We start from the raw sequence: 25233 nt of genomic DNA, 5'->3' as shown, positions 1-25233 counted from the left end.
ACCTGGTTGAGCTCGCCGATCCCGATGCCGGAGACCAGCTCGCCCACCGGGCCGGGGTCGGGGGTGCGGGAGACCACCACAGGGCAGGCCCGGGAGGCCAGCAGGTCGGCGAAGACCCGGCCCGGCCCGGCCGGGCCGAGCACCGCCGGGTCGCCGCTGAGCACCAGCCGGGTGCCGTCGGCCAGGGACTCCAGCAGGGCCGCCGCGGTCTCCACATCGAGCTGGGGGGCGTCCAGCACGGCCAGCACATCCAGCCGGAGGGCGCCCTCGGCGTCCCGTCCGGGACCCTCCTGGCCGGCGAGCAGACCGGCCAGGGTGACCGCGTTCTCCTCGCCCAGCTCGGCCAGGCGCCGCCGGCCGTCCTCGGTATGGGCCGCGGCGCAGGCCCGCAGGCCCAGCGCCCGGGCCGCGGCGACCACGGCGGCGGGCTCGGCCCGGGCGCTCTCCCCGCCGCTGTGCGCCACCAGGCCGTTGGCCGCGACGGCACGCACCAGCTCGGCGGCGGACGGGGAGGGTGCGGCGGCGGCCTGCTCCTCCCAGTCCGAAGTCTCTTGCGGCTCAAGGGTGTTGAGCAGCCGCAGCAGCCCGTCCGCCAGGCTCTCCTCGGCCATGGCGTACCGGTCCAGGCCGAGCAGCACCGTCACCGGTGCCTCCTCGTCCGCCGCCTCCCCGGCGTCCTCGGTGTGCTGGAAGACCAGCACCCCGCCCTCGGCGATGACCTGGTGCAGCGCCTGGTCCGGATCGGGCACCGCCCGGCGGGCCAGCTCCTCGTGCAGCCGGGCCGACTCCAGCACGGTGTGCCCCGCGGTGGCGGCCTTCTCCAGCAGCCAGCCGGTCAGGGCCCGGACCCGGCGCTCGTCCCCGGGGCCGCACTGCCCGCCCAGCAGCTCCCGGGCGAAGCCGTCGGCCTGCTCGGGGCGGACGCCGGGCACGGCCAGCAGCTGCCAGGGGTCTTCCCGCAGCACTTCGGCGGCCTGCTCGCCGAGCAGCGTCAGGGCCTGCTCGGCGAGCTGCTCCGGCGCCCCGCCGGCGGCCAGCACCTGGCGGACACCGGGCAGCCCGGCCGCCAGCACCGCCTCCGGCAGCGCCGGGCCGGCGTCCGGCACGGCCACCGGCGGCGGACCGGCCGGCCGGGACGGGGCCGGGCGCGGTGCGGGACGCGCGGGCTCGGTGAAGAACGAGGCCGCGGACCGCTCCCCGCTCTCCACCGCACGCACCGCGGCGGCCAGCGCCTCAGCCACGGCGGACCGCTTGGGCCGGTCCACCGTTTCCCCGGCGGGGGCCGCTTCCCCGGCGGGGGCCGCCGGCTCGGGGCCGGATGCCTCGGGCCCAGACGCCTCGGGCGGATTCGGGGTGTCCTCTTCGGGTCCGGGGTTCGTCCCCCGGGAAGACGCGGTCACAGCGTGCTCCAGTCCTGGTCGGGATAGCGGTGCACGGGCGCCGACACATCGTCGAGCGCCTGGCAGATCTCGTCCGGAAGCGTAAGGGCCTCCACTGACAACGCCGCCTTGAGCTGCTGTGCGTCGCGTGCCCCGACGATGGGGGCGGTCACCCCGGGCCGGTCGCGGACCCAGGCCAGGGCCACCTCCAGCGGGGTGGTGGCCAGTCCGTCGGCCGCTATGGCGACGGCGTCCACGATCCGCCGGGCCGCCTCGTCCAGATAAGGGGCGACAAAGGGGGCCAGGTGCTCGGTGGCGCCCCGGGAGCCGGCCGGGGTGCCGCGCCGGTATTTGCCGGTGAGCACGCCCCGGCCGAGCGGGGAGGAGGGCAGCACCCCGATGCCCAGGTCCAGGGCGGCGGGCAGCACCTCGCGTTCGATGCCGCGCTGCAGCAGCGAGTACTCCATCTGCGTCCCGGCCAGCCGGGTCCGGGTGCCCGGGGCGGCCAGCTGCCAGGTGGCGGCCTTGGCCAGCTGCCAGCCGCAGAAGCCGGATACCCCGGCATAGCGGGCCCGGCCGCTGGCCACCGCGGTGTCCATGGCCTGGAGGGTCTCCTCCAGCGGGGTGGCCGGGTCGAAGGCGTGCACCTGCCAGAGGTCCACATGGTCGGTGCCCAGCCGCCGCAGCGAGGCATCCAGCGCGTTCAGCAGATGGCCCCGGGAGCCGTCCACCCGGCGGCCCGGCTCCAGCACACTGCCCGCCTTGGTGGCGATCACCAGCTCCCGGCGCGGCACCACATTGCGCAGCAGCCGCCCCAGCAGGTGCTCCGCGCCGCCGTCGGCATAGACGTCCGCGGTGTCCACCAGCGTGCCGCCCGCCTCGTGGAAGGTTCTCAACTGCTCGGCGGCCTCATGCTCGCCGGTGTCCCGGCCCCAGGTGAGGGTGCCCAGGCCGAGCCGGGATACCCGCAGGCCCGTATGGCCGAGATGCCTTCGTTCCATGAGCGCTGAGACTACTGGCCGGGCCCGGCACCGCGGACGGCCATGTGCCGCCCGGCCGGTGACGTATCCCAGGTCCGCGCGCTAGAGTCCCCGCAACGACGACGTTACTGACGAGTAAGGGGTACCGGATGCGCCTCGGAATCAACCTCGGCTACTGGGGAGCCGGGATGGACGCGGACAATCTCGCGGTCGCCCGCGAGGCCGACCGCCTGGGGTACGCCGTGTGCTGGGCCGCCGAGGCATACGGCTCCGACGCCCCCACCGTGCTCTCCTGGGTCGCCGCCCAGACCGAGCGGATCGACGTCGGCTCGGCCATCTTCCAGATTCCGGCCCGTACCCCGGCCATGACCGCCATGACCGCCGCCACCCTGGACTCGCTCTCCGGCGGCCGCTTCCGCCTCGGCCTGGGCGTCTCCGGCCCCCAGGTCTCCGAGGGCTGGTACGGGGTGAAGTTCGACAAGCCGCTGGCCCGCACCCGGGAGTATGTGGAGATCGTCCGCAAGGCCATGTCCCGGGAGCGCCTGACCCACCAGGGCGAGCACTGGACGCTGCCGCTGCCCGGCGGCCCCGGCAAGCCGATCAAGCTCACCGTGCACCCGGTGCGCGAGCACATCCCGCTGTACATCGCCGCCATCGGCCCCAAGAACCTGGAGCAGACCGGCGAGATCGCCGACGGCGCACTGGTCCTCTTCTACGCCCCCGAGCACGCCGAGGAGACCACCCTCGCCCCGCTGCGCGCCGGCCGCGCCAAGGCGGGCAAGGAACTGGACGGCTTCGATGTGGTCCCCACCGTGCCGCTGGCCCTGGGCGAGGACGTGGACGCGCTGGCCGATATGTTCCGCCCGTACACCGCCCTGTATGTGGGCGGCATGGGCAGCGCCAAGCAGAACTTCTACAACAAGCTCGCCCAGCGCATGGGTTATGAGAAGGAAGCGGCCGAGATCCAGCAGAAGTACCTCGCCGGGGACAAGGAGGGCGCCGCCGCGGCCGTACCCCGCGAGCTGATCGACTCCACCTCGCTGCTCGGCACGGTGGACCGCATCGCCGACCGGATGCGGGCCTACGCCGAGGCGGGCGTCACCACCCTGTCGCTGAACCCGGCGGGCTTCACCCTGGACGAGCGGATCGCGGGCCTGCGTGCCGGAGTCGAGGCCCTGGAGCGGGCCGGACTGGCGTAACCGGAGGCAGATCAGCGGCCGTGGTGGGGGCTCGGGGGTGTCTTCCCCGCCACGGCCGACATCGAGCACAACGGCCCGGCCGTCGTCCTGGTTACGGGCCCGGCTTCCCCGGCCGTTGTCCTTCGTTCGGCCGAGCGCCCCCCGCGCTCGGCAGGCGCGCCCCCGCCGCCGGCAGTTGACTGGGTGGCCATGGAGGTGACGGCCATGCTCTCGGCACGCAGCCTGTTCCAGGAGATCCTCGACAACGACGACTCCTACCGCCTGTTCTGCTCCATCGCCGCCAGCGGCGAGGCCCAGGGCGGCTGGGAGAACGGCCGGATCGCGGCCCTGCTGCCGGAACGCCACCGCCACCTCGCCCCCAAGGTCGCCCGGCACGGCGCCGACGAGGACAAACACGGCCGGATCTTCAACGCCCTGCTGCGCAGACGCGGACTGCGGCCCACCGGAGTCCCGCCGGAGACCGACTACACCATGCTCCTGGAACGCCGCGGCATCGGCCTGCCCCATGAGAAGCTGCGTGCCGAAGAAACGCTCACCGAACGGGACTTGATCATCTACTTGGCACACAGCAGGGTCACCGAGCAGCGCGCCGCCGAACAAATGGACCTGCTGGCCCGGCACTTCGGCGACCACCCCGAGGTGGGCCGGGCGATCACCATGATCCGCCATGACGAGACCAACCATCTCGCCTACTGCCACGAGGAGTTGCTGCGGCTGTCCGCCGCCGGGCACGGCCACACCATCCGCGCGGTGCTGCGCCACAGCGCCCGGGTGGAGATCGAGGTCTACCGGGACGTCAGTCTGGCGGTGATGGCGCATATGGGCCGCATCCTGCGCTGGCCCGCCGCCAAGTCGGCCGCCCTGACGGCGGCCATCCACGCCGTGCACCGCTATGAACTGCTCGGCGGACGGCGCCGGTTGACCACCCTGCGGATGCCCGAGCGGCGCGACGCCCTGGGTACCCCCGCGGCCGAGTACGCCTGAGCGCTCACAGCCAGCCGCGCCGCTTGAACAACCGGTGCAGCCAGAACACAAACCCCGCCATCAGCACCAGCGCCGCCGGATAGCCCCAGGGCTGCCGCAGCTCCGGCATGTTCCGGAAGTTCATTCCGTAAATCCCGGCGATCATCGTGGGCACGGCCGCCATTGCCGCCCAGGCGGAGATCTTGCGCATATCGTCGTTCTGCTGAACGCCCATCTGCGCCAGATGCGCCGAGAGGATGTCGGTCAGCAGCCGGTCCAGCCCCTCCACCACCTCGTTCACCCGCGCCAGATGGTCACTGACGTCCCGGAAGAAGGGACGCGCCTGCTCATTGACAAAGGGCAGGGTGCCCCCGGCCAGCCGGTCCAGCGGATCGGCCAGCGGGACGGTCGCCCGCCGGAACTCCACCACCTGGCGCTTGAAGGCGTAGATCCGCGAGGCGGTGTTCTTGTTGTCTCCGCCGGCCGGGGCGAAGACCTCGGTCTCCAGCTCGTCCAGATCCATCTGCAGCGCCGCCGCCACCTCGGTGTAGCGGTCCACCACCGCGTCGGCCACCGAGTAGAGCACCGCCGTGGGCCCGTACGCCAGCAGCCGCTCATCGGCCTCCAGCCGCCTGCGCAGCTCCTTCAGCGGCGAGCCCTCGCCATGCCGGACGGTCACCACGAAGGAGTCACCCAGGAACAGCATCAGCTCCCCGGTGCTCACGGTGTCCGCCGCCTCGTCGTACATCACCGGCTTGAGCACCACGAACACCGAGTCCGCGTACACCTCCAGCTTGGGCCGCTGATGGGCCTTGAGGGCATCCTCGACCGCCAGGGGATGGAGCCGGAACTCGCTGGTGATCAGCGCGAATTCCTCCTCCGTCGGCTCATACAGACCGACCCACAGAAAGGCGTCACCATCGGCCCGCGCCTGGTCCAGAGCGTCCGAGAAGTCGTCGGGCGCCTCGGTGCGGCGCCCCTTGCGGTATACGGCGAAGTCCACAATCATCCGGGCATTCTGCCGCCGGAAGGTCAGCATCCGGCAAAGCCCCCGCCAAGCCTCGTCGTAGGCTGGCGGACATGCCCACCCTGATCCTGGTCCGGCACGGCCGGTCCACCGCGAACGGCAAGGCGGTACTCGCCGGCTGGACGCCCGGCGTGGCACTGGACGAGCGGGGCGCCGCCCAGGCGGCCGCGCTCCCCGCGCGGCTGCGGGACATCCCGCTGGCCACCGTGGTCACCAGCCCGCTCCAGCGCTGCCAGGAGACCCTCGCCCCGCTGCTGGCCGCCCGGCCGGAGCTCCGGGCACACACCGACGAGCGGATAGGCGAGTGCCACTACGGCGACTGGTCCGGCCGCAAGCTCGCCGAACTCGCCGACGACCCGCTGATGGCCGTGGTCCAGCAGCACCCCTCGGCCGCGGTCTTCCCCGGCGGCGAGTCCATGCGCGCCATGCAGGCCCGCGCCGTGGAGGCGGTCCGGGACTGGAACGAGCGCGTGGAGCGCGAGCACGGCCCGGAGGCCGTCTATCTGATGTGCTCGCACGGCGACCTCATCAAGTCCGTGGTCGCCGACGCCCTGGGCCTGCACCTGGACCTCTTCCAGCGGATCCACGCCGACCCCTGCTCGGTCACCGCCATCCGCTACACCCGGCTGCGGCCCCAGTTGCTGCGCCTCGGCGACACCGGAGACCTCGCCGCTCTCGTCCCGCCGGAACGCCCCGCGGACGGCGGCAGCGGGGATGCGACGGTCGGGGGCGGTGCGGGAGCACCGTGATCGCGGTGCGCAGTAGGGTGGGTGCGCGGGTCCGTCCCCGGCACCCGTGCAGCGACACCGGTAGTTCCCCCTGTGACCCACCAACCCATATGGAGCAGGACGTTGTCCCGTCAGGTGTTCCTCTATGACCCGCCGGACCGCTTCGTCGCCGGTACGGTCGGGCTGCCGGGCCGCCGTACTTTCTTCCTCCAGGCCAGCGCGGGCGGCCGGACCACCAGCGTCAAACTGGAGAAGGCCCAGGTCGAGGCGCTCGCCGAGCGCATCGACGAACTGCTGGACGAGGTGGTGCGGCGCACCGGAGGCAGCGCCCCGGTCCCCGCGGTGGCCCCCGCCGAACTGACCGACACCGAGCCCCTGCAGACCCCCGTCGAGGAGGAGTTCCGGGTCGGCACCATGGCCCTGGCCTGGGACGGCGAGAGCCAGCGCATGGTCGTCGAGGCCCAGGCACTGGTGGAGCTGGAGGCGGACACCGACGAGGACCTCGCCGAGGCGGAGGAGCGCCTGCTGCAGGACGAGCTCAACGGGCCGCCCATGCTGCGGGTGCGCATCACCGGCACCATGGCCCGCGCATTCGCCAAGCGCGCCCTGGAGGTGGTCAACGCCGGCCGCCCGCCGTGCCCGCTGTGCAGCCTGCCGCTCGACCCGGAGGGACATGTATGTCCGCGCCAGAACGGATACCGCCGCGGAGCGTAAGCCCGCAGGAGCTCCTCACCCTGGGCGAGCTGACGGTGGTCGGCCGGGTACGGGAGGCGTCCAACGCGGTGCTCTACTGCACCGTGGAGTACCAGGGCGTGAGCGCCGCCTGTGTCTACAAGCCGGTCGCCGGGGAGCGCCCGCTGTGGGACTTCCCGGAAGGCACCCTGGCCCAGCGCGAGGTGGCCGCGTATGAGCTCTCCGAGGCCATGGGGTGGGGGCTGATCCCGCCGACGGTACTGCGGGACGGGCCGTACGGGCGGGGGATGGTCCAGCTGTGGATCGAGGCCCCCGCCGACGAGGAGGCCGCCCCGCCGCTGCTCGCCCTGGTGGACGGGGACGAGCCCGGCCCGGGCTGGAAGGCGGTCGGCTACGCGGACGTGGGGGAGGACCGGCCCGCGCTGCTGGTGCACGCCGACGACCAGCGGCTGCGCCGGCTGGCGGTGCTGGACGCGGTCATCAACAACGGCGACCGCAAGGGGAGCCATCTGCTGCCCACCGCGGACGGGCGGCTGTACGCCATCGACCACGGGGTCACCTTCAACGCCGACGACAAGCTGCGGACCCTGCTGTGGGGGTGGGCGGGGGAGCCGCTGCCGTCGGAGGCGCTCGACGCCCTGCGCCGGCTGTCGGCCGACCTGGCCGAGGGGCGGCCGCTGGCCGCCCGGCTGGCCGAGCTGATCACTCCGGCGGAGATTGACGCGTTGCGGGCGCGGGTGGGGGAGCTGCTCCGTACCGGCGTCCACCGCAAGCCGAGTGGGCAGTGGCCGGCCATTCCATGGCCGCCGGTGTGAGCTTGCCGGGTGCCGCTCCGGGGGCGGGCCGCTTTTCGGGTGCGGGTTGTCCGTGGCCGGTCGCGCAGTTCCCCGCGCCCCATGGGGCACCCGGCCCCTGATGCGGCGCCCGAGCCCAGGCGGGGTGCCCAAGCACAGCATCCGCACTCCGCGCAAGGTGACGGATTCGGCCAACCAAAGCCCTCCGGTTCGTATCCGGAACATGCATCCGGTTACGCTCAGGACATGCATGCCTGGCCCGCTTCAGAGGTACCCGCCCTGCCCGGCAGTGGCCGCGACCTCCGGATCCACGACACCGCGACCGGTGAACGAGTGACCCTCGTCCCCGGTCCCGTCGCCCGCCTCTATGTCTGCGGCATTACGCCCTATGACGCCACCCACCTGGGGCACGCGGCGACCTACAACGCGTTCGACCTGGTGCAGCGCGTGTGGCTCGACACCAAGCGGCAGGTTCACTATGTCCAGAACGTCACGGACATCGACGACCCCCTGCTGGAGCGGGCCGCCGCCAACGGCGACGACTGGACCGCCCTCGCCGAGCGCGAAACCTCCCTCTTCCGCGAGGACATGACCGCCCTGCGGATGCTCCCGCCGAAGCACTATGTCGGCGCCGTGGAGTCCATACCCAAGATCGTTCCGATCGTCGAGCGGCTCCGCGACGCCGGCGCCGCCTATGAGCTGGACGGCGACATCTACTTCTCCGTCGCCTCCGACCCGCACTTCGGCGAGGTCTCCCACCTCGACGCCGAGGCCATGCGCCTGCTCTCCGCCGAGCGCGGCGGCGACCCGGAGCGCCCCGGCAAGAAGAACCCCGTGGACCCCATGCTCTGGATGGCCGCCCGCCCGGGCGAGCCCAGCTGGGACGGCGGCTCGCTGGGCCCCGGCCGCCCCGGCTGGCACATCGAGTGCGTGGCCATCGCCCTGGAGCACTTCGGGATGGGCTTCGACGTCCAGGGCGGCGGCTCCGACCTGGTCTTCCCGCACCATGAGATGGGTGCCTCGCACGCCCAGGCGCTCACCGGCGAGCACCCCTTCGCCAAGACCTATGTGCACGCCGGAATGGTCGCCCTGCACGGCGAGAAGATGTCCAAGTCCAAGGGCAACCTGGTCTTTGTCTCCGCCCTGCGCCGCCAGGGCGTGGACCCGGCGGCCATCCGTCTCACCCTGCTCGCCCACCACTACCGCGCCGACTGGGAGTGGACGGACGAGGTCCTGACCGAGGCCGTGGCCCGCCTGGACCGCTGGCGGGCCGCCGTCTCCCGCCCGGACGGGCCGTCCGCCGACGCCCTGGTGGAGGAGATCCGCGAGGCCCTCGCGGACGACCTGGACGCCCCGGCCGCGCTGGCCGCGGTGGACCGCTGGGCCGCCCGCCAGGCCGCCGAGGGCGGCACCGACACCGGAGCGCCCGGCCTGGTCTCGCGGGCCGTGGACGCGCTGCTGGGTGTGGCGCTGTAACGGCCCGCACCACCCGCGCGAAAAGGAGGGCGCTCCCCCAGGGGAGCGCCCTCCTTCCTGTTCAGCTCGCCTTGGTGTAGCCGTACAGCGGTGCGTGGTCGGAGATGCCGGTGGGCTGCCTGGTGTGCCGGTAGTCGGCGTGGTCGGCCAGCTCCGTCCAGGAGTCGCAGCCGGTGAAGCCGGCGGTGCCGAAGAGGTAGTCGATCTTCGACTCGAAGTAGGTCCCGGTGCGCGGGTCGAAGCTGAAGTGCGTGGGCTCGTCGGCCGCGTCACCCGGTGCGTAGGACTTCCGGTCGCACTCCGGCATCATCCGGTAGAGCGGCTGCAACCGGGCGGGGATCTTGTGGTTGTACAGGCCCATATTGAAGTCGCCGCCCAGCACCACCCGGGGATAGGCGGAGACCGTCTTCTTGATGGTGGCGATCTCCTTGTCGTACACCCCGGCCGCCAACAGCGGTTCGGTGTTGGCCAGATGGGTGGTGCAGACATGGGTCTTCCAGCCGGACACCCCCACGCACAGCACCTGGGACCGGTCGGCGTCCTTGTGCAGCGGGACCGGCAGCGGCACCGGCCTGGGCCGGTCGCTGATCTTCCCCCGGACCAGGATCGCGGTGCTCAGCGTGCCGGAGAGCGCTCCCCGGCAGTCGGAACGGCCGTCCGGGCGCACGCTCTCCGCCCAGGCCGGGCTCCAGCCGCGGCCCAAAGCCGCCTGTATTTCGTCAAGTTGGCTGTGTCCCTTGGCCGCACCGCGCCGCGGCGGCCCCGAGCACACCTCCTGAAGCATCACCACATTGAGCCGGCGCGCCCGCACCACCGCGGCGATGGCCTGCGCCTTCTTCTTGGGCTCATTGCGGTACGGGCAGTAGCTCGGATCTCCCGGCGGACCGCCGGCCTCACCGCAGATGTTCCAGGTCATGGCACGCACCGACTCCACCGCCGCGCCCGCGTCCGCCGGCAGGGTCAGGGTGATGGCCACCGCGCCGAGCAGGCCGGCCGTGGTGCGGCGCATCAGGGTGCGTATCCGGGACGTTCTCACATGCTCTCCCATTGGGGGTTGGCTGAAACTCTATTGTCCATGCGTCAGAGCGCGGGAACTGCGGCGGAGTCACCGCTCGTTGGCGCCGCATGATGAGTCTGCTGACCGGTCCGGGGCTCGCCCTGCTGATCGTCATCCCGCTGTTCGTCCTGGCCGCCCTGCGCAAAGGGGTTCAGCTCGCCCGGCACCGGGGCTCCCCACCCGTGCGCGGCCTCGGCGCCACCGCCACCGAGGAGTTGCACGCCCTGATATACCCGAGCAAAAGGGTGCAGTTGGAGCAGCGCCGCATAGAACTCGTCCTCCGCGACGACGAACAGGACGGCGCCCCGCACCGGACCGGCATCGACCTGGACTCCGGCACCGCACGCATCGGCCCCCGGCCCGATGTCAGTGGTCGCCCCTAACGTTCTTCCCAGACGCGACCGGTCACCGTGACCGGCGAGGAAGGGGGCCGTGCCATGTCCGCTGACACCACGTACCTGGAGCTCTCCCAAGAGGGCGGCGGGGCGCACAAGTTCTATGAGGTGACGGTGGACGGCACCGCTGTGACGGTCCGTTATGGACGGATCGGCGCGGCCGGCCAGACCCAGCACTCCACCTTCCCCACGGCGGAGAAGGCACGGGCCGCCGCGGCCAAGAAGATCGGCGAAAAGGTCCGCAAGGGCTATGAGCCCGCCGTGCGCGGCGGCCGGGCGGCCCGCCCGGTGACCAGGCGCCAGGTCACCGCCGCGCCCTCCACCGCCCGTGCGGTGGCCCCGGTGCTGTGGCGCTTCGCCACCGGCGCCCCCGCCTTCGGCATCCATATCGGCGAGGACCGCTGCTGGGTGGGCAACCAGCGCGGTGAGGTGCACACCCTGGGCCACGACGGCGAGGTGCTGGCCCGCTACCAGCTGCCGGACGGCGTCAAATGCCTGGTGGAGGACGACTTCTGGATCTACGCCGGGTGCGATGACGGCACGGTCTACGACCTCTCCGCCAAACTCCCCTTCGCCGCCTATGAGATCGCCTCGGATGTCGATATCTTCTGGCTGGACGTCCATGAGGGCGTGCTCAATGTCGCCGACCGCGAAGGCCGGCTGACCGTCATCGACCATGAGGACGAGTACCAGTGGTCCCGCAAGAGCACCGGCCAGCACGCCTGGATGGTCCGCCGGGACGACCGCGCCGTCTACCACGGCCACCGGGAGGGTGTCACCGCCTACGCGGCCGACGGCAGCGGCGAGTTGTGGCACACCAGGACCTCCGGCGGGGTGCTCTTCGGCTGGCAGGAGAACCACTCCGTCTACGCCGGTACCGGACACAACGTTGTCCAGCGCCTGGCCAAGTCCGACGGCGCCATAGAGGCCACCTACCGCTGCGACTCCGCCGTCTACTCCTGCGCCACCTCGCCCGGCGGCCGCTATGTCTTCGCCGGTGACCTGGCCTCCTCCGTCTACTGCTTCGCCGCCGACGGCACCCGGCTGTGGAAGCTGGGCACGGGCGGCGGGGCCGCGCTCTCGATGCAGTACCGCGACGAGCGCCTCTATATGGTCACCACCGACGGCCTGTTGATCTGCATGGACGCCTCCGAGCCGGCGGTCGCGGCGGCCTGCTCCGGCCGGGTTCCCACACCGGTGGACATCAAGTCCGCCGCCGCGCTGCCGACTTACACCCCGGCCACGGCGGTGGAAACGGTGACCGCCGCCCCGGCGGGCGGGGTGCTGGTGGAATGTGTCCAGGACGGCGGCCGGCTGCGCGTCCATGTCGTCTCGGACGGCTACAACCCCACCTGGAACGTCCAGTTCCCCCGGGCGATCCGGGAGCCGGGCGTCCGATACGTGGTCGATGCCCTGGCACCGGCGAGCGGGGGGTTCTACCGGGTGCGGGGCGAAATACGGCGCCTGCAGTAGGGGTTGGTGGCCGCCGTGCTCCCCGGGTCACCGGGTTGGGTTTTGGGGCAGTGGGTTGGGAGCGCGGGGCGCGAAGAGAGTCAGGGCGCACAACAGAGCGGTGACGGCCAGGCACGTCCAGCCGGTCAAGTGCGCAAGGGCCGCCGCTGCTCCTCCGGCGGGGACGCTGAGCCCGAAGGCCGTGATCAGGCACAGCGGGAAGGAGGCCATCGCCGCTCCCCATCGCCTGTCCAGGGCCAGGGCCCAGGTACCCCAGAGGCTCAGCAGACCCAGGAAGCCGAAGAGGAGGGCGAGCGGGACGGCGAAGATGAATCCGTAGTAGAAGGAGCCCACAACCAGGCAGCCGAACAGGGAGGTTGAGAGGCATCCGGTGAGCGCCGCAAGGCGCAGGCGGTTGTGCCGGGCGAGGATCCAGCTGCCCAGCCCGTAGGAGAACGCGGCCGGGAAGATGCCGATGGTGGAGGTGAGGACCACCTGGCCGGCGGGCAGGCCGGACGGCAGGGCCACGGCGAGCGGAAAGAACAGGGGGACAAGCGCCATGGTCAGTTCGGGCAGGGTGGGGCGCCGCGCGGTCATGGTCCGCATTGTCCACTCGTCGAAAACGAAAGCCCCGGCAGGGCCCGTGGTCACGGGTCCTGCCGGGGCCGGGAATCACTCGGCGTGGCTCCCGTCGTCACAGAACATCGGAACACCGGGGGTGCCGCCGGGCAATCCGGATGGCATTGCCTTGAGGCTCCACGGGTTTCCTCCGTTGCCCCGGATCTCCGTCCCGCACGACCCGTAGCCCGTGTGGTGGTCGTCACCGGGCGGCACATTGGAGAACGACCTGAAGTCGCCGTGCTGCACGGGCCCACTGGTGGGCCGGCCGTTCTCGTCGACCATATGGCCGTCGAGGTAGAGATAGAGGTTCGGCATATAGCTCTGGTACACGATCCCGGTCGCCGGGTCGTCGTCGATGTCCGCCGCAGCCGTGGACTTGACGGTTCCACCCGCGCAGAAGCCCATGCTGACTTCCTGCCAGATCGGGGGCGCCATATTGAACAGCGATCCCTGGGGGGTGCCGGCGACGTCGATCTCAGGCTTGCGGAAGAACAGGCTGTAGATGTCGCCGGCCGTGTCGGCGACGTCGTCGGGGATCAGCCGCTTGGCGGCCAGGCTCTTCAGCTTGTCCGCCCAGGCGCTGACATTGGTGTCGGTGCCGGGCGCCTCGTCGAGCGGGCGGTATCCGATGCTGCCGCCGCTGATGTACTTGGTCGTCACGCACCTGCCACTGGAGTCGATGCTGGTCGGCTTCTGGGCCGGACGATAGGCCTGCCCGGGGGTGACACCGGTCACCAGCGGGTTTTCCACATGGGTCGTCTGGCCGGTGACATTGCCGTCCTTGGCGTCGAAGGACAGGTCGGGCAGGGTGACACCGAGAGAGCCGTAGTCCTTGACCGTCGCCTGGATGAACTCACGGACGAACGGGGCGATTTCCGTGTTGCCGGTCCGGCTTGAGTCCGCCACCTCCTCGGACCCCGGGATGATCTTGCCGTCCGGGCCGACGATGTACGACGCGTCGATATGCGTCTTGATCTTGTAGGAGCGGTCGTCGTCGAAGGTGTGCTCGTCGATCGTCGCCGGTGGGGCGGGTATCGCGAATCCCAGCCAGTCGGCCTCCGAGGGGTGGTGGTTGGGGTCGGTCCCGGCTGCCTCGACGTCGGCCTGCCAGACCTTTGTCGCGGTGGCGACGTTGGGGCCGACGCAGAGGTCGTCGAACTCGCCGTTCGGGCAGACCTTGAAGTGCGACAGGCCGATCACCCCTCCATGGCCGTCGAAGGCCGGACCGCCGGCTGTGCGCGAGTGCGCCCAGTCGTAGATGGTCTGACGCGTCCGCATGGGCGTCTTCATCAGCCAGGGGGTATCGGTGTCCAGGTTCTGGTTGCTCTCGAAGATCGCCGCTGCGTCCAGGGTGTGGTGCTCATACGTCCCCTCCACCGGAACGAACGCGAGCGCGTCGTAGGCCACATCCAGTTCCCCGGAGGTGGAGTCGCTGGTGACATTGCTGAGCGAGACCTTGGCGTTCGAGCCGAGCTGGAAGTAGCCGATGGTCAGCCAGGCGTTGTTGGCCTTGGACTGATCGACGACCCGTTCGCGGACCTTGCCGTCCTTGGTGGTGATCTCGTAGTGAGCGCTCTTGGTGGTCTGCGAGGGATAGGGGATGAACGCCTGCACCTTGTAGATGTGATCGCTCAGATGAGGCGTCCAAGTGCCCTTCGTGGTCAGATAGTTGTCCCAGTTGTTGGGCTGGCGTGCGTGGGAGAACCAGTAGTGGCCGCCGAAGCCGCCGCCCATCTGGTGGAGGTCCTCCTTGGCCTCGTAACTGCCCTTGTCGTCCGGGCGGAACTCCCAGGAGAACGAGCCGTTGCTGGACCAGCCATGGGAGCCGCAGCGGTTCTGCGGTGCGTCGTCGGGTTCGTCATCGACGAGCACCGTGCCGCCGGGCAGCGCACCGGAGTCACAGGGACCGGTCGGCGGGTGGGCGTCACCGGGCTCGCCGCGCACCGTCTTGTAGGTGAGGTACTCGTTGCCGCACTCTCTGACCGGCCCATTGGGGGCCGTCGGCTTGTTGCCGCAGTTCTTCCAGGTGACGTCGTGGTTGAACCAGTGCTGGTTGTAGCAGGCAACGGTGTGGCAGACCGGCGGGGCGCCCGGGTCGCACCCGTTGGTGGCGTCGCAGAAGGTCCCGAACGGTGGCTTGATGGCAAAGGTCCGTGCCATGGGGTCGGTCCACCAGGCCGCCCCATAACCGTGTGTATTACCGCCGTTCGGCTTGCCGTTGTCGTCGTAGGAGTGTCCGGTGTCGATGGGGAAGGCGCCCCAGCCCATCACCTTCTCCTCATACGTCCAGTTCTGCGGCTTGGCCGCGTCGGCATAGTGATTGTTGTCCAGGAACGCCCCGCGGACCGGGTACTTGGGGTTGGACGGGTTGTTGGCCCAGCCCAGCCCCCAGGCGTTGGGCAGATCCGGGTTGCTGCCCCGGACATTGAGGCCCCCGTTGTAGTCCCAGACGGCGGCGAACCAGTTCTCGGGGCGGGCCGGGTCATCGTCGTTGAGCTTGATCTGGGTGCCGGCAGTGTGTAGTTCGTTCCACTTGTCCTGCAGGATCTCTATCGAGTAGGCGATGTTGGTGGCGTAGTCCAGGGCGACGGCCTGCTGCATGGCCGGGGGCAGGAGCCCCTCGTGCTCCTTGGGGTGTCCGGAGATGCGCATGCCATCGGTGGCCTGGCCGATGCCATAACCACAGTCCGCCTTCGGCCAGTTGACCTTCCAGACGAGGTTGGGGTCATAACCGTCGGTGCCGGGATAGATGTTGGTGCCGTAGAAGTTGCCGACCAGGGGGTTGCCGTACTCGCCCGGCTCGGCGTGCGAGGTGGCCTGCCACAGGTTGGACTCCTGGGCCAGGATGCCCAGCAGAACCTGTGCCGGGACCCGGCCGCCGGTGACGAGACTGTGCGAGGGGAACATGCCCTGGGGCGACCAGGCGGGCAGGCCCGAGTGGTGCCAGTCGGCGGGCCGGCTGATGTGGTCGGAAGTCAGCAGACCCCGGATGGCCATGTCGGCAGCCCATTCCACCTGCGCCGGTGTGGGCTGGAGGACCTGGGTGTGCACATCATTGCGTGGCACCGAGCAGTAACGGTCCTCGTCCACCGGGTCGGTGGCGGGGCCACCCGAGTCATCGGCCTTGGCCCCGGAACGGGCCAGTGCTTTTTTGCCGGTGCTCTTGCCGCCCGCGACAAACGGGAGCAGCGGCGAGGGCTTGCCTCCGGTGCCGGCCTGGGCCGGGGTCTGCCGGGTGGGGACGGTGAAGGCCACCGGTTTGCTGGTGCCGGTGGCCGTCGCCTTGATCTCGACCGGCTCGGCGGCCCGGGTCGCGGCCCGGTGCAGCGGAGAGGCCACGGTGTCGGCGAGGTGCCGGGGAACGGCCTGGTCGATGGCCAGTTCGCCATTGGTCGACAGCTCCGCCTGGGCGGGTGCCCCGGTGATGCGGCGCATGGTCGCCGGCAGACCGGCGTGCGCCGTAGTGCTCCGGCCGGTCACAAAGACCTTGCCGCCCGCGCCCTGCGCCAGGCCGATTTGGCCCAACTTGCCTTCGGCCAGGGTCTGGACGGTGCGTCCGCGCAACTGCCGGACGTCGGCCTTGCCGCCCTTGCCGGGTTCCAGGAAGGCGACATTGCCTTCGGCGTCCGGGCGCAGCTGCGTGGCGATGCCGTGCGTGGTGGCCACCGCATCGGCCTTTCCGGCCGGGCTCACCTTGATCAGATGCGGCCCGGCGGCGGCTATGACGTCCTTGCCGACCGGGACCGCGGATGTCGCCTGGCCGTCGATCGTCCCGGTGGAGACGATCCTTCCGGTGGCGGTATCGACGGTCTGGAGCCGGGTCTGTTCGCTCTTGCCCTCGGCGTCGGCCTGGGTGACCACCGCCGTCTCGCCCGCACCGCAACCGGGGTTGAAGTAGGCCAGGCTCGCGTTCAGCGGCAGCTTGGTCACCTTCCCCGACCGCAGGTCCACGATCGCCGTGAAGGCGCCCCGGTCGAAGAGGTAGTCGCGATTGGTGAACGCCCTGGGGGCGTAGACCACCACGGCCCGCTTGCCCGAACCGGTCACACAGGCGTTGCCGATCCACTGGTCGGTTTCCAGACCCGGCTCGGACAGCGTCGCCGCCGTCCGCCAGGTGTAGCCGGCGCCGGCGTCGGCGACCAGCACATGGAAGCCGGTCGCGTCCCCGGCCGTGGTCCAGGCGCGGTCGGCCGACTTCTGCCAGTTCTTGCCGAGGAGGTCGTTGCGGTGTGCGGGCGCCACGGCATTGGGCGCGGCCGGGCCGGATGAGGGGGGCCGGGCCGCGGCAGGCTGCGCCTGCCCGGCCCAGGCCAAGGTGCCCTGCAACAGCCCGGCGACCGTGGCCAGGGCTGCCGCCGTGACCACCGGAACCCGGGCTCCGCGGGCTCTGCTGCGAAGTCTCAAGGAGATCTCCGATGTTGTAGATGGTGGGATACCGCGCCCCGCCGGGGCACGGGGCGGTGCCGATACGCGGCTCCGCCGTGTCCGGGTACGAGTGGGCGATGGCGGACGGCCACCAGGGAACTCAGACCCGGGAGTTGACCCGGTCCGCCACGCGGATGACGCCGTCGAGGGCTCGCCGGTCGGCGGTCAGGGCGTCCTTGTTCCGCTGGATGTACCCGAGCTGGACCCGGACCTCGGCCTCGTGCCACACCTCGGCGACCCGGTAGGTGTCGCGGCACGCCAGATCGGCCATGGCGGTGGAAATCTCCAGCGGTGAAACGCCGTTGGGGTTCGGCCGGAAGCGGGGGTCGTCATTGGCGTCCATGGGCGCCGCGTACTTCAGTCCCTTCTCCCGCATACAGGCGGACCACCGGCCGAAGACCTCCTTGACCCGGGGGTCGTTCTTCGACTCCCCGTATGAGGCGTTGGTCAGCTTCTGCACCAGGGGGCTGATGCCGTGGGTCGCGCTGCCCAGGGTCCGGCGGGCCTCGCCGAAGCAGCCGCCGGGCGGCAGTTTCCGGCCGCCCAGTGAGCCGTTCCTGACCTCGGGGCTCGCTTGCTTGACCACATCGGCGGGCATGTCCGTGCCGCCCAGGGCGACTTGGGTGTCGATGGACGGCGAGGGCCGGGCGGACTGGGCGCGGACGGCCGCGTTGTAGCGGGCCAGTTGGGCGGCGTCGGGCTGGTAGCCGCGCCGCGCGGTGAGCTCCGGGTCATGGATGCCGTAGCGCCAGTCGAGCAGGTTCCTGGGGCCGATCGGCGGCAGGGCGGGCGCCGGGCTCCAGTCGATCCCCAGCCGCTTCATGCACTGCCGGACCAGTGTGGTCTCCGCGTCGGCGATGCTTTTGTCCTGCTCCGCGGTCGGCCGGTAGGCGAGCAGCGGCAGGGTCCAGGTTGCGGGATCGGCGCCGGCCCGGGACCCGAGGGAGAAACGGGCGGACTGCGCCGGGGCGGCCCCGCCCTGCGAACACCCCGTCAGCGCAAGGGTGAAGAGGCCCACAGCGGCTGCTGCCCGACGGGCGATTCGATGGGGACTTCGCATGCGTCGTTCCTCGTTGTGCGCACCCGGGCCCGGATCCCGGCAGGGCCGGCCGGGACCCGGGCAGCGGTCATCAGCAGTGGGTGAAGTTGATGGACCTGTTGTTGTTGTTGAGAGTGCCGGACAGGTTGCCGCCACTGCTCGGCCCAAAGTGATCCACAGGACCCCGGTAACCAGCGCTGTAATAGACGTTGGCGCAGTAGCCGTCGTACCAGTTGTAGACAGAAGCCGAGTTGTTGGCGGCCTGCTGCCCGCTCCCGTCGCCCGTGCCGGGGCAGAAACGGAGCGGCGGGGCGGTGTGGCCGACGCCGAAGTCGAGGGACGTGAGGTCGTAGACGGGATGGCCGACGTTCACCCATGCGCCCTGGTAATTGGAGTGGTAGTAGAAGCGGAATCGGAAGTCATCCGAATGCCCGTCGCACGCTGCCGGCGACTCGATGCTGTCGGAATTATTGGAGTCAATCGCCACGGTCGGGTCGTTCTCGGCGTACGCGGGGCCCCCGAAGGACAGTGCCACGGCAGCCACGGCGCCGGTGAGGGCGGCGGCAATACGGGCACGGCGTTTGACGGTCATGGTGGGCACAGGGGATTCCTTTCGGGACTGGCCGGAGAACACCGGTGCGCCCTGACGGCGGGCATGGGCTCTCTCCGGATCGAAGGTCACCGCACGCTAACCCCGTGTCCCGCGGTTGCCGGTGTCCCGGGCGTCCCTGAGGCGTCCCGGGACCGGCCGGGACGGCTGGGGAGGCAACTGGCGCGACCGCCGACGGTGTTGGTCGGCCGCGGCTGGACCGTCACCGGAGGGGATGGAAGCCGAACCAACTGATTGCCATTGGGGGTGGGGGAACCGGCGTCACCGCGGCCGAAGAACGGGTAGTGGGCATCTCGGTATCCCCGGGCGCCATATTCGGTTCCCGGAGCGGACGAGGACCGACTGGGGACGAAATCTTGGTGAGCTCTTCCGGTTCGCTAACGTGCCATCGCCTCCGCCGAGGGGCTTGAGCCTGCCGGACGAATGACCGATGCTCACCGGCGCATCACACGCACCGCACCGGCAGCCGGACCCGCGGGCAATCCGCTGAACTCCCGGCCCCTTTACCCGTTGACAACGGCGGGTCGTTGTTCTTCCAGGCGGATTCCTCTGACTTGGGATTCCCCGCCCTGGATCGCCCCGACGCAAATGCGCATTGCGGCGCCCGGCGGTTGTGGCCGTGGCCACGGGGCGGAATTTCCACCGGCGAAGGCCGCGGCCGGCCGTGCCCGTCGTGGCGGCAATTCGCGCTGCATCCGCCTCAGGGCAAGCATGAGACCTCCGGGGTTCCCGTGCATACTCGGTACGCTTCAGTAGGACGATGGCAAGAGGGGGTGCGCCGCATGCGCGGTGCAGAGCGGATCAAGGGCGGGAGACGGGGCACGGGCGAGGACCCGGCTCCAAGGGACCGGCTCCTGGCGGAGATGCGGCGGATCAAGGAGGCCTCGAACCTCAGCTATGGGCGGCTGGCGGAGCGGACCAACTACAGCAGCTCGTCCTGGGAGCGGTTCCTCAACGGCAAGCAGATGCCGACCGAGATCGCCGTCGAGCAGCTCGCCACCGTCGCCGGGGAGGACCCCGCCGCGCTGCGGGACCTGTGGCAGCGCGCCACGGCGGAGACCGGGCCGGCACCTGCCCTGGACGCACCGGAGCCCGTGAAACGGCCACGGTGGCCGCATGGTTGGCGGCACCGTCTGCTGGCCCTGGGCTACCTCGGGCTGGGCGCGGCGGCCGGCAGTGCCGCCACACTGCTTCTCACGGACCATGGGAGCGGGCATGCCTCCGCGGCGGCCGCCCCGGTCGCCGGGACTGTCAAGGTGGGTTGTAAGAGCGACCTGTGCCTCTCCCGTGAACCGCAGGCCATGGACTGCCACTTGGACGGGGAGACGGTCCGTCAGACGTGGCTGCGCGGGCTCCAGATCCAGCTGCGCTACAGCCCGTCCTGTCAGGCGGTCTGGGGGCGCATCGAGAACGGCACCGTCGGCGACGGCGTGGAGATCAAGGACAAGCGGGGCCGGAACGAGGACGCCCGGATCAGGGTGGGGACCGACACCTACACCCGGATGCTGGCCGTCACCTCCGAGGACCCGCCGGAGACGGTGACCATCTGCGGAACCATCCCCAGTGAAAACCAGCAGGAGTGTTCGCCGGTCGGCACTCCCGGTCCCTGACCGGCGCTCGCCCCGAGCGGTGCGGGGCTGCTCCGCGGCGTGGGCGTGCCCGGCGACGGCCCGTACCCATCGCCGGTGCGGTGGAGCCCCGTCACACCCGGCTCCCATCCCGCGCCGCGCACACCGCGGTACGCAGCTCGTCCGCGTCCGTGAGTGTGTACGGCTCCCGGATGAGCCAGACGCGGTCGCCCAGGTACTTGCCGGGCGGCGGCACGAACAACTCCGAGCCATGCGGGCGTACGACGGCACCGGGCACACCGGAGAGCCGGTGCGCGGTACGGAGCGGGAGCGGCCACCACATGGCTCGTTCGGTGCCGCCCATCAGGTACGGCCCGATGTGCCGCTCCCTCGCCTTGAGTTGGCTGATCGCGGCGGTGGCCAGCGTGAACTCCGGCTGCACCAGGTCCCATTGGCGGCCCACCAGCAGTGTGGCGGTCTCGCCCGCTTGCCGGCACTTCAGCGCCGTGTGCGGATCGGACGCCGCCGGCGTCAGCCAGTGCGTGAATTCCGGGGTGGTCAAGTAGCCCTCCTCAGGTCCGGTTCGGCCCAGACGACCGCGCCATGCCCGGTGAAGTCGTGTCCATATCTGTCGGCGGCGGCCAGCCCGGCGAGAACGATGCGGCGCGCCGGATCGCTCAACGCCGACGGCAGATCGACCTCCACCCGGATCCGGTCGGTGCCCTCCTCGGTGCGCGGCTCCTGGCCGGTCGCCGCGGCGAACCGGGCGGCCAGTGCCACGGCCTGGGCTTTTGCGGTGCGCACAGGTGCCCCGGGGTAAGCAGTTGATCGCGCTGAGTATTTCTAATGCATTTGAATCCAGCTAATGCACTAGGTTGTCAATGCCGCCGCTTCCCGCCCGATGGCAGCACGAAGAGAGCTCATGGCCGCTGGACAACCGCCCTATCTGCGGGTCGCCGATGACCTGCGCCGCCGGATCGGCGCGGGTGAGTGGACCGTGGGCGAACGACTGCCCTCCCGGGCTCAACTGGCCCTGGACTACGGCGTAGGCCCCAACGTTCTGCAGAAGGCTCAGGAACGCCTGATCATCGAAGGACTGTTGGAGGGGCGCGCCGGATCGGGCACCGATGTCCGTGCCCCGCGCGAGCGCCTGCGCATGGTTCGTTCCCGCCATCGCGAGTGGCGCCAGGACTCCCCGTTCCGTTCCGACATGAACGAGCAAGGCCGGCGCGGTTCCTGGGAATCGCACTCGGAAGCACGGGTCCCGGCGCCGGAGCCGATCGCGCAACGGCTCGCCATTGAGCCGGGCGACCTCTGCGTCCGGACCGTGTACGAGTTCCTGGCGGACGGCCAACCGGTACAGCTCTCCGAAAGCTGGGAGCCGATGGCCATCACCGGTGACACTCCCGTGGTGCTCCCGGAACTCGGGCCGTTCGCGGGCCGGGGCGTCGTGGAGCGCATGCGCTCCATCGGCGTCGTCATCGAAACGGCGGTCGAGATCCCGCGCCCGGCCCGCGCCACCCAGGCACAGGCCAACCTGCTGGGCATCAGCCTGGGGGACCTCGTCACCGAGATCGAGCGCACCTACTTCGACACGGAAGGCCGCCCGGTCGAGACGGCCAACATCGTGGTGCCGGACGTGCGTTGGGAGATCGCCTATGAGATCCCGATCGACCGGCAGGGTGGAACGGCGGTATAAGCGCGACTTGGCGCATGCGGCTCCTGCGTTTCGTGCCCCTTGCCCCGCTGCAGGGTCCGGCGGCGGTCAACCTCTGATCGCTGGCGGCGTTGCGTGCCTGCGACGCACTCCCAGTCGGGAAACCGTGGCGAAATCGGCTGGCGGCGCAAAGGTTTTCCGCCACGGTTGCACGGTGCACCTTGGTCAGGGACGCGGGGCGGCCGGGCGGCCAGTCGGCGATGGGGCGCTCCAAGGGCCGTCGGCTACGGTCTGCACCGGCAGCTCCAACTGTGTCCCGAGAACGGCCGCTCGCCGACGGTGTTGGGGGCTCTTGGACGGGGCTGCTGATCAGGTACGGACGGGCGCACCCGCAGGGGATCGCTTCGCGGCCGTCAGCGTTTGACATCAGGGGTGGCGGTGTCAGCCTGGAAGCGTGCGCACCCCAGGGGAGGCAAAAATGTCCACTTCCCAAGATCCCCATCTCGCCCTGGTGCGGCCGGTGACGCCCCGCACCCCGCAGGGCTGCGAGGACTGTCTGCGGATCGGCTCCAGCTGGGTGCATCTGCGGCTGTGCCTCACCTGCGGGCATGTCGGGTGCTGTGACTCCTCGCCGAACCGGCATGCCAGGGCGCATGCCCATGCGGAGGAGCATCCCATTATCCGCTCCTTCGAGCCCGGTGAGGACTGGCGGTGGTGCTTCGTCCATGAGGCGATGGTCTGAACCGGACCCGAGAAGTCCAGGAGTCCGCAACACCTGTCCATGGCCCCCCATCCGTCGCGGGCGCTAAGCACGCCGCATGAGGAAACCAAGGAAAGCAACTCGGTTGAGAACCTTGGTCACCGGCGCCGTGCTGGGGCTGGTCGCGGCGCTGGCCGGGCCCGTGGGGAGTGCGCATGGGGACGGGGCGACCACGGTGGGGGACGTCACCGGTTTCACCGCTCGTGGATCCGTCTACCGGATACGGGCCGGGGAGGCCGAGGCCCGGGTCTCGTTCACCGGTGCGGAGACGTTCCGGCTGGAGCTGGCGCCGGACGGGACATACGCCGACCCGGCGGGGAAGGACATCGTGCTGCCGCAGGGCGCCGCGCCGCGCACCTGGTGGCGGGAGAAGCGCGACCGCTATGAACTGAGCACCGCCGAAGTGACCTTGCGGGTGTACAAGAAGCCGCTGCGGTTCGCCCTCCACCGGGCGGACGGCCACCGTATATGGGCCGAGACCAAGGGGCTGAGCTGGGACAAGGAGCAGACCACCCAGACCCTGGCACGGGGCGCCGATGAGCAGTTCTATGGCGCGGGGATGCAGAACGGGCGGGGCAACACCTCGCACCGGGGGAAGACCGTCGAGGTGGGGGTCGATTACAACTGGGACGACGGAGGGCACCCCAACTCGGTGCCGTTCTACCTCTCCTCGGCCGGGTACGGCGTCTACCGGAACACCTATGCGCCGGGGACCTATCGGTTCGGTGATCCGGTGACGACCAGCGAGAAGGAACGGCGGTTCGACGCCTACTACTTCGCGGGGAAGTCGATGAAGGACGTCATCGGGCAGTACACCCGGCTGACCGGAAAGCCCTTCCTGCCGCCGCTGTACGGCCTGGAGATCGGCGACTCGGACTGCTATCTGCACAACAAGAACCGGGGAGAGCGGCACACCCTGGACGCGCTCAAGGTCGCCGACGGCTATGTGGACCATGACATGCCGGGTGGCTGGATGCTGGTCAACGACGGTTATGGGTGCGGGTACGAGAACCTGGCGCAGGCCGGCCAGGGCCTGGCCAAGGACAAGATGGCGATGGGGCTGTGGACCGAGGACGGCCTGGCAAAGCTCGCCGACCAGGTCAAGGCGGGGCAGCGGATCGCCAAGCTGGATGTGGCCTGGGTGGGGGACGGGTACAAGTTCGCACTGGACGGCTGCAAGGCCGCATACCGGGGCATCGAGGACAACAGCGATGCGCGGGGCTTCACTTGGGCCCCGGAGAGCTGGTCCGGCGCCCAGCGGTGTGGGGTGCAGTGGTCCGGTGACCAGAAGGGATCGTGGGAGTACATCCGCTGGCAGATTCCGACCTATGCGGGTGCGACCATGTCCGGTCTGGCGTACACCACCGGTGATGTGGACGGCATCTTCGGCGGCAGCCCCAAGACCTATGTGCGCGATCTGCAGTGGAAGGCGTTTCTGCCGGCCGTGATGACCATGGACGGCTGGGCGCCCAGTGACAAGCAGCCCTATCGGTACGGAGAGCCGTACACCTCGATCAACCGGAAGTATCTCAAGCTCAAGGAGTCACTGCTGCCGTATATGTACAGCTATGCGGCAGAGGCCACCCATACCGGGGTGGGGCCGGTGCGGCCGCTGGCGCTGGAGTTCCCGGACGACCCCAGGGCGGCGACGGACGCGGCCAAGTATGAGTTCATGAGCGGGAGTTACTTCCTGGTGGCGCCGGTGTACCAGGACACCGAGGTGCGTAACGGCATCTATCTGCCCAAGGGCACCTGGACCGACTACTGGACCGGCCGCACATACCAGGGGCCGACCACGGTCAACGGCTATCACGCGCCGCTGGACACCCTGCCGCTGTTCGTCAGGGGCGGGGCCAATATCCCGATGTGGCCGGGGATCCGCTCCTATCGGGACCGGACCGCGGACTCCCCGCTGGCCTGGGATGTCTATCCGCAGGGACGTTCCTCCTTCACCCGCTACGAGGACGACGGGGTGACCCGGGAGCATCGCAGGGGTGCGTATGCGCAACAGACCCTGACCACCTGGGCGCCGCGGGCCGGGGGCCCGGTTCTCCTCCAAGTGGGCGCCGAACACGGCCACTTCAAGGGTCAGCAGACGGCGCGGCCCTACCAGTTCACGGTGCACAGCGGGCATGCGCCTCGCCTCGCCACGCTCGACGGCCGCAGGCTGCCGCACCAGTTGACGCGTGCCGCCTTCGATCACGCCACCGAGGGCTGGTGGTACGACCCCGCCGACCGGGGCGGGGTCATCCACGTCAAGACCGCGAGCCGCAGGACGGATCGGGCCTTCACGGTGATGCTGGGCTAGCCCCCGTCAGGGGCGCGGGGAACTGCGCGGCCGGCCACGCACGGCCTGCGGCCGACCGGCGACGGACTTTGGCAGATGCTAGTCCGTCGCCGGGTGCGCCCC

Annotated in this window: 21 protein-coding genes and 1 pseudogene; 12 read left to right on the top strand and 10 right to left on the bottom strand. The window is 70.5% G+C overall.

Annotated elements, in window-relative coordinates; all coding sequences use genetic code 11:
- On the bottom strand, window positions 1-1400 hold a 1400-nt coding region (locus CV755_RS05535), incomplete at its 3' end, for a helix-hairpin-helix domain-containing protein (RefSeq protein WP_241560980.1).
- Window positions 1397-2380, bottom strand: coding sequence for an aldo/keto reductase (locus CV755_RS05530; RefSeq protein ID WP_109279000.1), 984 nt, complete (start codon window positions 2378-2380; stop codon window positions 1397-1399). The genes CV755_RS05535 and CV755_RS05530, both read right to left, overlap by 4 nt.
- A 128-nt stretch (window positions 2381-2508) precedes the next feature.
- Between CV755_RS05530 and CV755_RS05525 the strand changes: the two genes are divergently transcribed.
- Window positions 2509-3558, top strand: a complete 1050-nt coding sequence (locus CV755_RS05525) for an LLM class F420-dependent oxidoreductase (protein WP_109278999.1) — start codon at window positions 2509-2511, stop codon at window positions 3556-3558.
- Between the two features lie 204 nt (window positions 3559-3762).
- Complete coding sequence (locus CV755_RS05520) at window positions 3763-4542, top strand: hypothetical protein (protein WP_109279032.1); 780 nt, start codon at window positions 3763-3765, stop codon at window positions 4540-4542.
- 4 nt (window positions 4543-4546) lie between these two features.
- On the opposite strand, the gene corA is transcribed toward CV755_RS05520, so the two are convergent.
- Window positions 4547-5530 (bottom strand): magnesium/cobalt transporter CorA, encoded by a 984-nt coding sequence (corA, locus tag CV755_RS05515; protein ID WP_109279031.1) that lies wholly within the window; start codon window positions 5528-5530, stop codon window positions 4547-4549.
- A gap of 71 nt (window positions 5531-5601) precedes the next feature.
- On the opposite strand from corA, the gene CV755_RS05510 reads away from it, so the two are divergent.
- The 4 genes from CV755_RS05510 (at window position 5602) to mshC (ending at window position 9239) form a co-directional block, all read left to right on the top strand.
- On the top strand, window positions 5602-6297 hold the full coding sequence (locus CV755_RS05510; protein WP_109278998.1) for a histidine phosphatase family protein: 696 nt from the start codon (window positions 5602-5604) through the stop codon (window positions 6295-6297).
- A gap of 102 nt (window positions 6298-6399) precedes the next feature.
- Window positions 6400-6990: a DUF3090 domain-containing protein gene (locus CV755_RS05505; protein ID WP_109278997.1), complete on the top strand. Its 591-nt coding sequence runs from the start codon at window positions 6400-6402 to the stop codon at window positions 6988-6990.
- Window positions 6954-7784, top strand: coding sequence for an SCO1664 family protein (locus tag CV755_RS05500; RefSeq protein ID WP_109278996.1), 831 nt, complete (start codon window positions 6954-6956; stop codon window positions 7782-7784). Before CV755_RS05505 ends, CV755_RS05500 begins: the two co-directional genes overlap by 37 nt.
- 225 nt (window positions 7785-8009) lie before the next feature.
- A complete protein-coding gene (gene mshC / locus CV755_RS05495; RefSeq protein WP_109278995.1) occupies window positions 8010-9239 on the top strand; it encodes a cysteine--1-D-myo-inosityl 2-amino-2-deoxy-alpha-D-glucopyranoside ligase in 1230 nt (409 codons plus the stop codon).
- Window positions 9240-9300: 61 nt separating this feature from the next.
- Here the strand turns inward: mshC and CV755_RS05490 are convergent, their stop codons facing one another.
- Window positions 9301-10275 carry an endonuclease/exonuclease/phosphatase family protein gene (locus CV755_RS05490; RefSeq protein ID WP_161968592.1) on the bottom strand — a complete coding sequence of 325 codons (975 nt, stop codon included), beginning with the start codon at window positions 10273-10275 and terminating at the stop codon, window positions 9301-9303.
- A gap of 89 nt (window positions 10276-10364) precedes the next feature.
- On the opposite strand from CV755_RS05490, the gene CV755_RS05485 reads away from it, so the two are divergent.
- Window positions 10365-10679: a DUF6191 domain-containing protein gene (locus CV755_RS05485; RefSeq protein ID WP_109278993.1), complete on the top strand. Its 315-nt coding sequence runs from the start codon at window positions 10365-10367 to the stop codon at window positions 10677-10679.
- Between the two features lie 54 nt (window positions 10680-10733).
- Window positions 10734-12164: a WGR domain-containing protein gene (locus tag CV755_RS05480; RefSeq protein ID WP_109278992.1), complete on the top strand. Its 1431-nt coding sequence runs from the start codon at window positions 10734-10736 to the stop codon at window positions 12162-12164.
- 27 nt (window positions 12165-12191) lie between these two features.
- Here CV755_RS05480 and CV755_RS05475 read toward each other — a convergent pair whose 3' ends face one another.
- From CV755_RS05475 to CV755_RS05460, 4 genes are all read right to left on the bottom strand, one after another.
- Entirely contained in the window at window positions 12192-12740 is a 549-nt protein-coding gene (locus tag CV755_RS05475) for a hypothetical protein (protein WP_109278991.1), read from the bottom strand.
- A 75-nt stretch (window positions 12741-12815) separates the two neighbouring features.
- A complete protein-coding gene (locus CV755_RS05470; RefSeq protein WP_109278990.1) occupies window positions 12816-17129 on the bottom strand; it encodes a golvesin C-terminal-like domain-containing protein in 4314 nt (1437 codons plus the stop codon).
- Window positions 17130-17289: 160 nt separating this feature from the next.
- Window positions 17290-18249 carry a hypothetical protein gene (locus CV755_RS05465; protein WP_153068577.1) on the bottom strand — a complete coding sequence of 320 codons (960 nt, stop codon included), beginning with the start codon at window positions 18247-18249 and terminating at the stop codon, window positions 17290-17292.
- Window positions 18250-18319: 70 nt separating this feature from the next.
- On the bottom strand, window positions 18320-18829 hold the full coding sequence (locus tag CV755_RS05460) for a hypothetical protein (RefSeq protein WP_109278988.1): 510 nt from the start codon (window positions 18827-18829) through the stop codon (window positions 18320-18322).
- A gap of 791 nt (window positions 18830-19620) precedes the next feature.
- Between CV755_RS05460 and CV755_RS05455 the strand changes: the two genes are divergently transcribed.
- The gene (locus CV755_RS05455) at window positions 19621-20448 is read left to right on the top strand and encodes a helix-turn-helix domain-containing protein (RefSeq protein WP_109278987.1); all 828 of its coding nucleotides are present in this window, start codon (window positions 19621-19623) and stop codon (window positions 20446-20448) included.
- 91 nt (window positions 20449-20539) lie between these two features.
- Here the strand turns inward: CV755_RS05455 and CV755_RS05450 are convergent, their stop codons facing one another.
- Window positions 20540-20968 (bottom strand): hypothetical protein, encoded by a 429-nt coding sequence (locus tag CV755_RS05450; RefSeq protein ID WP_109278986.1) that lies wholly within the window; start codon window positions 20966-20968, stop codon window positions 20540-20542.
- Window positions 20965-21210: a hypothetical protein gene (locus CV755_RS05445; RefSeq protein ID WP_109278985.1), complete on the bottom strand. Its 246-nt coding sequence runs from the start codon at window positions 21208-21210 to the stop codon at window positions 20965-20967. The genes CV755_RS05450 and CV755_RS05445 overlap by 4 nt, the downstream gene beginning before the upstream one ends.
- A 118-nt stretch (window positions 21211-21328) precedes the next feature.
- Between CV755_RS05445 and CV755_RS05440 the strand changes: the two genes are divergently transcribed.
- From CV755_RS05440 to CV755_RS05430, 3 genes and pseudogenes are all read left to right on the top strand, one after another.
- The gene (locus tag CV755_RS05440; protein ID WP_109278984.1) at window positions 21329-22105 is read left to right on the top strand and encodes a GntR family transcriptional regulator; all 777 of its coding nucleotides are present in this window, start codon (window positions 21329-21331) and stop codon (window positions 22103-22105) included.
- 436 nt (window positions 22106-22541) lie between these two features.
- Window positions 22542-22805: a UBP-type zinc finger domain-containing protein gene (locus CV755_RS05435; RefSeq protein ID WP_109278983.1), complete on the top strand. Its 264-nt coding sequence runs from the start codon at window positions 22542-22544 to the stop codon at window positions 22803-22805.
- Window positions 22806-22881: 76 nt separating this feature from the next.
- Window positions 22882-25125 (top strand): annotated as a pseudogene (locus CV755_RS05430) (glycoside hydrolase family 31 protein); the annotation flags it as partial.
- Window positions 25126-25233 lie beyond the last annotated feature (108 nt).

Origin of the sequence: Streptomyces orinoci (genome assembly GCF_003121295.1) — a bacterium.
Taxonomy (GTDB): domain Bacteria; phylum Actinomycetota; class Actinomycetes; order Streptomycetales; family Streptomycetaceae; genus Streptomyces; species Streptomyces orinoci.
This window is presented reverse-complemented; position numbering and strand designations above follow the sequence as displayed.